Origin of the sequence: Stenotrophomonas sp. SMYL8 (genome assembly GCF_036320065.1) — a bacterium.
Lineage (GTDB): Bacteria > Pseudomonadota > Gammaproteobacteria > Xanthomonadales > Xanthomonadaceae > Stenotrophomonas > Stenotrophomonas maltophilia_A.
This window is the reverse complement of the sequence record NZ_JAWIRR010000042.1, coordinates 25,780-31,891: the sequence shown is the minus strand read 5'-3', so window position 1 is coordinate 31,891 and position 6,112 is coordinate 25,780. Positions and strand designations below refer to the sequence as shown.

Sequence of the window (6,112 nt, the reverse complement as noted above, 5' to 3'; positions counted from 1 at the left end):
CGACGTTCGTGTGCGGGATGGGGATCGCTCGACTCGTCTGTCGGCTAGTATCCGCAGATGCATGCTTGACGGTCCCTCCACCCTGGCTCCTACATACCTCGTAGGAGCCGGGAGGAACATACAAGCACGGCTCGACTCTACAAAGACCCATCCACGCATGTGTGGACTTCGCGTTGGCGCGTGATCAGAAGAAGATCGCGTACAGGATCAGCAGCGGAATCGGTACGCCCAACAACCAGAGCAGAATCATTTTCATGGCAGGTCTCCTTGCATGGAACGGGGGTTACAGATCGCGGCGGCGGCCGCCCCAGGTGGCGCTGAGGCTGGCGAAGAACGCGCCGATCAGCAGCGTGATGAACAGCCACAGCGCGGCATACGCTGCTGCCTTGCGGGCGTCGTCGGCGGCCTGCTTGGCGGCGTTCTTGGCCTTCTCCAGCGCAGCACGCATGCGTGTCTGCACATCGGTCACGCGCGCCTGCGCTTCGGCCTGACTCATGCCGGTCTCGCGCGCGATCAGCTGGGACAGGTACTGGGTGTCGGCCGGATCCAGGCCATCTCCCTGCAGACTGTTGACGATGATGCGGTTCACCTCGGCACGCACTTCGCGGCGATCACCCATCGGGCCATTGCCTGGCGTCGGACGCGGAGGTGCGGCCATGCGCGCGTCGCGCGGGCCGACGCTTGCGGCCGGCGGCGGCGGTGCCGCATTCGGATCCATCGGCGCACCCGGCGGAGGCGGCGCTGCAGGATCAGACGGCCCTGTGCTGGTGGCGCTGCGGAACAGCGAGTCCACCCAGTAGTTGAGGTCGCCTTCCGGCGCAGCCGCGGCGGCGCTACCGGCACTCGCGGCGGCAACGCCTGCCGTGGAGGCAGCGGCGCCTGCAGTGGCACCGGCCACTTTCGCGCCCGTGCCGAGTACGCCGCCGATGGCCGAGGTGAGCAGACCGGCGGTGAGCAGCGTGGCCACCGCCCACGACACGAAGCCATGTGCGGTATCGCGGAAGTAGGTTTCATCGCCATGGATCTGCGTCCACTTGGTACGCAGGCGTCCTGCCAGATAGCCACCCAGACCCGAAGCCGCCAGCGCGGTGAAGGTGAGCCAGATGATGCTGGACCAACCGAAGGTTTCCTTGCTGACGCCTTCAAACGACCACGGCGACACCGAGGACAGCCCCAGGCCCACGCCGAGAATCAGCAGGATGAGGGACAACGCGGCGGCGGCGGCGGCACCGGCGAAGATTGCACCCCAGGACACGGCGCTTTCGCTTGGCGGGGCAACGATGGGGGCGGCGACGACAGTGCCGACGTCAGGGCCGAGCGGGCCGCGCTCGGGTGGGTCGAATCGGGTACTCATGGGACGGACGCTCCGGATCAGATGCTGCGGATGCAGCTGGCGTCCTGAGGCTGCGCGAGCGCTTGTGAAGCTGGCGAGACCCTTGAATCACGCGGTCTTGGCGCGGTGAAGCGCGTGCCAACCAAGGTTGGCACCTACCGAAGGAGGATGCGGTGGTAGATCCACGCCATGCGTGGATGGGGAAGCGTGCCAGCCAAGGGCGAGGACAAAGTAGATCCACGCCATGCGTGGATGATTTTTCACGAGTGTCGAAAGCGTGCCAACCAAGGTTGGCAGCTACCAGAGCCGAAGCAAAAAAAACGCCCCGCGGATGCGGGGCGTTCTCGGCACAACCTACGCAGGCGATCAGCCCTGGTAGTCGCGCACGTCGCTGCCGGTGTAGACCTGGCGCGGACGGCCGATCTTCATTTCCGGATCGACCTGCTGTTCCAGCCAATGCGAGACCCAGCCGGAGGTACGGCCCAGGGCGAACATGACGGTGAACATTTCGGTCGGGATCTGCAGCGCCTTGTAGATGATGCCGCTGTAGAAATCGACGTTCGGGTACAGCTTGCGGGCGACGAAGTACTCGTCCTGCAGCGCGGCCTGTTCCAGCTTCACGGCCACGTCCAGCAGCGGATCCTGCACGCCCAGCTGCTTGAGCACCTTGCTGGTCATCTCGCCGATGACCTTGGCGCGCGGGTCGAAGTTCTTGTAGACGCGGTGGCCGAAGCCCATCAGGCGGAAGCCGGAGGTCTTGTCCTTGGCCTTGACCACGGCGGATTCGACGTTGTCGGCGCTGCCGATCTCTTCCAGCATCTTCAGCACGGCTTCGTTGGCACCGCCGTGGGCCGGACCCCACAGCGCGGTGACGCCAGCGGCAACCGACGCGTACGGGTTGGCACCGGTCGAGCCGACCAGGCGCACGGTCGAGGTCGAGGCGTTCTGCTCGTGGTCGGCGTGCAGGATGAACAGCAGGTCCAGCGCCTTGACCACGTCCGGGTTCAGATCGTACTGGCCATCAGCCGACTCGAAGGTCTGCTTCAGGAAGCGGCTGACGTAGTCCAGCGAGGTGTCCGGCTTGTTGGCCGGCAGGCCCTTGCCGTGGCGGTAGATCAGCGCCGACAGGGTCGGCACCTTGGCGATCAGGCGCACAGCGGCCTGGCGGCGCTGTTCGGCGTCGGACAGGTCCAGCGAGGCGTGGTAGATGCCCGACAGCTGCGCGATGGCGGCGGTCAGGATGGCCATCGGATGTGCATCCTTGGCGAAGCTGCCGATCAGGGTGTTGATCGACTCATCGACGTTGGCTTCAGCCGCCAGCTCGTCGGTGAAGGCCTTCAGCTGCTCGGCGCTCGGGCGCTCGCCGTTGATCAGCAGGTAGGCCACTTCGACGTAGCTCGACTTTTCCGACAGCTGTTCGATCGGGTAGCCGCGGTACAGCAGCACGCCCTTGTCGCCGTCGATGTAGGTGATGGCGGACTTGCAGCTGGCCGTCGCGGTGAAGCCGGAATCGTAGGTGAAATACCCCGTTTCCTTGGTCAGCTTCGCGATGTCGACGCAGTCGTTGCCAAGGGTGGGTTTGATGACGGGCAGAACGACCGACTTATCGCCGGCGTTGAGCGTGACCTGATCAAGATCGGACACTGTGTGCGCTCCTTCATGGGAAGGCGCCTGCCCAAGCGCATTGGTCAGGCACGTGAATGACGTCCTCGGCCTGTGCCGGGGATCACGCCATTATCGCACAGCAGCATTTGCCCGGCGCTAGACAGAAGTCGTATACGACAGGCGGCCAGACGCCGGCCGTTGAGCGGCCCGGATCGGCAAAAGCGTTGTCATCCGAACGCAGTGTTCCGTCCATCCAAACGCCCGTTGGGTAGGCGTTGGGGAAAAACAAACGGCCGCGCAGAGCGCGGCCGTCGGTTCGAAGCGGGATCGACAGATCAGCGCGCGTAGCGCTTCTGGAACTTGTCGATACGGCCCGAGGTGTCGATGACCTTGTGCTTGCCCGTGTAGAACGGGTGCGAAGCAGAGGAAATTTCAACCTTGACCAGCGGGTATTCGTTGCCGTCTTCCCACTTGATGGTTTCCTTCGTCGCCATGGTCGAGCGGGTCAGGATCTTGAAATCGGAGGTGACGTCATGGAAGACGACGTCGCGGTAGTTCGGATGGATATCGGCCTTCATGGGCTCACACCGTAAATGGGCTGGTGGTCAAGAGCGGCATTATAAGCACCGGTTGCCGCTCGGGGCAACCGGTGCGGGTCAACAGACTTCAGTCCGCGCCCAGGGCCTGGCGCACCAGGGCCTCGAAACGCTGCTGGTCGTAGGCCATCAGCAGATCGCAGTTGTCCGGCTGGCCGGTCTGGCGGTTCCAGTCAACGATGGTGGCGCCGCGGCTGAACGTACCGTTCAGCTCCACGTTCAGCGGCCGCGATTCGACCTGCAGCTGCCCTTCCGGGTTCAGCGCCCAGGCCATGGCGACCGCATCGGCGGTATACCAGCGGCCACCCTTGCTGTCCTCGGACAGGCCACGGGTCTTGCGCGAGATCAGCTCGTAGAAACGGGCGCGATCGGAATCAGCCTGCAGCCACTTTTCAGCATCCTGCAGCGGCAGGCCATGGGCGACGGTGGCCTCCCAGTCCGACACCAGCAGGTGCTTGAACGAAGTGAACACCACGTGCGCCGCTTCCGGATCGAACGCGATGTTGAATTCGGCCGCCGGGGTGATGTTGCCGTGGCAGGTGACCGCACCGCCCATCACCACGATGCGCTTGATGCGCTCGGGAAGGGTCGGGTCCAGCTTCAGTGCCAGGGCCAGGTTGGTCAGCGGGCCAAGCATCACCAGCATCAGTTCACCGGCGTGCTCGTGCGACAGGCGCAGGATGGCCAGTGCGGCGTGCTCGGCTTCAGCCTGGCGGCTCGGCGGCGGCAGGTCCACGTCGCCGTAGCCGTCACGGCCATGCACGTGGGCGGCGTCAACGGAGGGATGCAGCAGGGGATCCGGGCTGCCGGCAAACACCGGTACGTCGGCGCGGCCGACGATGTCGCAGAGCTTGAGGGCGTTGCGGACGGTGTACTGCAGGCCGACATTGCCGGCGGCGATGGTCAGGGCGACCACGTCATGCCGTTCATCGGCAAAGGCCATCAGCAGGGCCAGGGCGTCGTCCACACCGGGGTCGGTGTCGATCAACAGGGGGATCTTGTGGGTCATCGTTGCCGTCTTCAGATCGGCAACGAAGTGTGGACCGGGATGATGACCGTTGCAAGAGCGCCCTGTCCCAACGGCAAAGGTGTCGGGGAGAGGGTCGGATCCGTTGCCCGCCATTATCGGCCCGCCCAACCCACTCACGAACATGAACAGATTTTGATTGGGCACGCTTGGAGCGCTCAACATCATTTGCTATAAAAAATGATGCATTTTTTATAGAAAACGACCATGAAGCTGCCCACACCAGCTCCCGATCTGGCAACCCTTACACGGAAGTACATCGAGACCCTCGGTACCATCCTGGACGCCCGGATCGGGCCCGAGGTGAACGGCGCCTATGAGCACTGGGACAGGGTGCGCCACAGGATGCCACCGGCAGGCCTGAACGCGGAACAATGGTGGTTGGGTATCACGTGGACGCGCGCAGCATTGCTGAAGCCGCTACCGCTGTTGCTGGACAAGACGCAGCAACCCTTCAAGCTGGCACTTACCGATTCAATGCAGCGGCACCTGCACTACATTGATCGGGAGGCCGCAGGCTCGGTGAAGGGTGTGGATGCTGCCAGCGGCCAAGGACGGTTCCTGATCCGCTCGCTGATCGAGGAAGCCATGACCTCATCGCAGCTGGAGGGCGCCTCGACCACGCGGGCGGTGGCAAAGGAAATGCTGAGCACAGGCCGTGCGCCGCGCGACCAGTCCGAGCGCATGATCTACAACAACTACGTGGCAATGAACGTGATCCGCGAGCGCGGCATACGCCCGATCACTCCCGGCGAGATTCTGGAGCTGCACAGCATCCTCACCGACGGCACGCTGGAGCTTCCAACCGACAGCGGGCGTTTCAGAACCGCCGAAGACAACGTTGCGATCTTCGATCGCGGCTCACCACCTACGCTGCTGCACATCCCTCCTCCGGCCGAGGAAGTGCCCGCACGGATCGAGCGGCTGTGCACGTTCATCAATGAGGAAAGCACACCGTTCATCCATCCTGTCGCCAAAGCCATCGCACTGCATTTCCAGATTGGCTATGACCATCCTTTCGTGGATGGCAATGGCCGTACGGCACGCGCACTGTTCTACTGGGCGATGATGAATGCCGGATATTGGATGACCGAGTACTTCTCCATTTCCAGCGTCTTGAAGAAGTCCCCAGGCAAGTACATGCGGGCCTACCTCTACACCGAAAGCGACAACCGGGATCTTGGCTACTTCGTGGCGCAACAACTGGAGGCGATTGAGCAATCGATCCAGGGTTTGCATGCCTACATCGCCAGGAAGCATGCGGAGGATCAGGCAGCGCGACGCGTGCTGCGAACCGCCCGGCTTGGCGGTGTGCCTCTCAATCATCGTCAGCGCGCGTTGCTGGCCAACGCGCTGAAGGATCCTGACCGGACCTACACCGTCGCCAGCCACCAGGCGGCACACACCATTACCTATCCGACCGCCTTGAAGGATCTGAACGGATTGGTGGCTTCCGGGCTTGTCAGCAAAGAGCGCGTCGGGAAGGCGTCCGAGTATCTCGTGCTACCCGGTCTGTCGGAACGTTTGGCGCTGTAGATCTACGCCATGCGG

The 6,112-nt window shown here is 63.5% G+C and carries 5 protein-coding genes; 1 reads left to right on the top strand and 4 read right to left on the bottom strand.

The features are described 5' to 3' along the window. Positions 1-283: 283 nt before the first annotated feature. The 4 genes from V3B25_RS20980 to V3B25_RS20965 all read right to left on the bottom strand — a co-directional run bounded on the left by V3B25_RS20980 (position 284) and on the right by V3B25_RS20965 (position 4,543). Positions 284-1,354: a hypothetical protein gene (locus V3B25_RS20980; protein ID WP_329811499.1), complete on the bottom strand. Its 1,071-nt coding sequence runs from the start codon at positions 1,352-1,354 to the stop codon at positions 284-286. 345 nt (positions 1,355-1,699) lie between these two features. Next, entirely contained in the window at positions 1,700-2,977 is a 1,278-nt protein-coding gene (locus V3B25_RS20975) for a citrate synthase (protein ID WP_032127838.1), read from the bottom strand. A gap of 296 nt (positions 2,978-3,273) precedes the next feature. After that, positions 3,274-3,516, bottom strand: coding sequence for a type B 50S ribosomal protein L31 (locus V3B25_RS20970; protein WP_032127837.1), 243 nt, complete (start codon positions 3,514-3,516; stop codon positions 3,274-3,276). Between the two features lie 88 nt (positions 3,517-3,604). Then, positions 3,605-4,543, bottom strand: coding sequence for a nucleoside hydrolase (locus V3B25_RS20965; RefSeq protein WP_032127836.1), 939 nt, complete (start codon positions 4,541-4,543; stop codon positions 3,605-3,607). A 225-nt stretch (positions 4,544-4,768) separates the two neighbouring features. Here V3B25_RS20965 and V3B25_RS20960 point away from each other — a divergent pair, with 225 nt between their 5' ends. Further along, positions 4,769-6,097, top strand: a complete 1,329-nt coding sequence (locus tag V3B25_RS20960; protein WP_329811498.1) for a Fic family protein — start codon at positions 4,769-4,771, stop codon at positions 6,095-6,097. Positions 6,098-6,112: the final 15 nt, after the last annotated feature.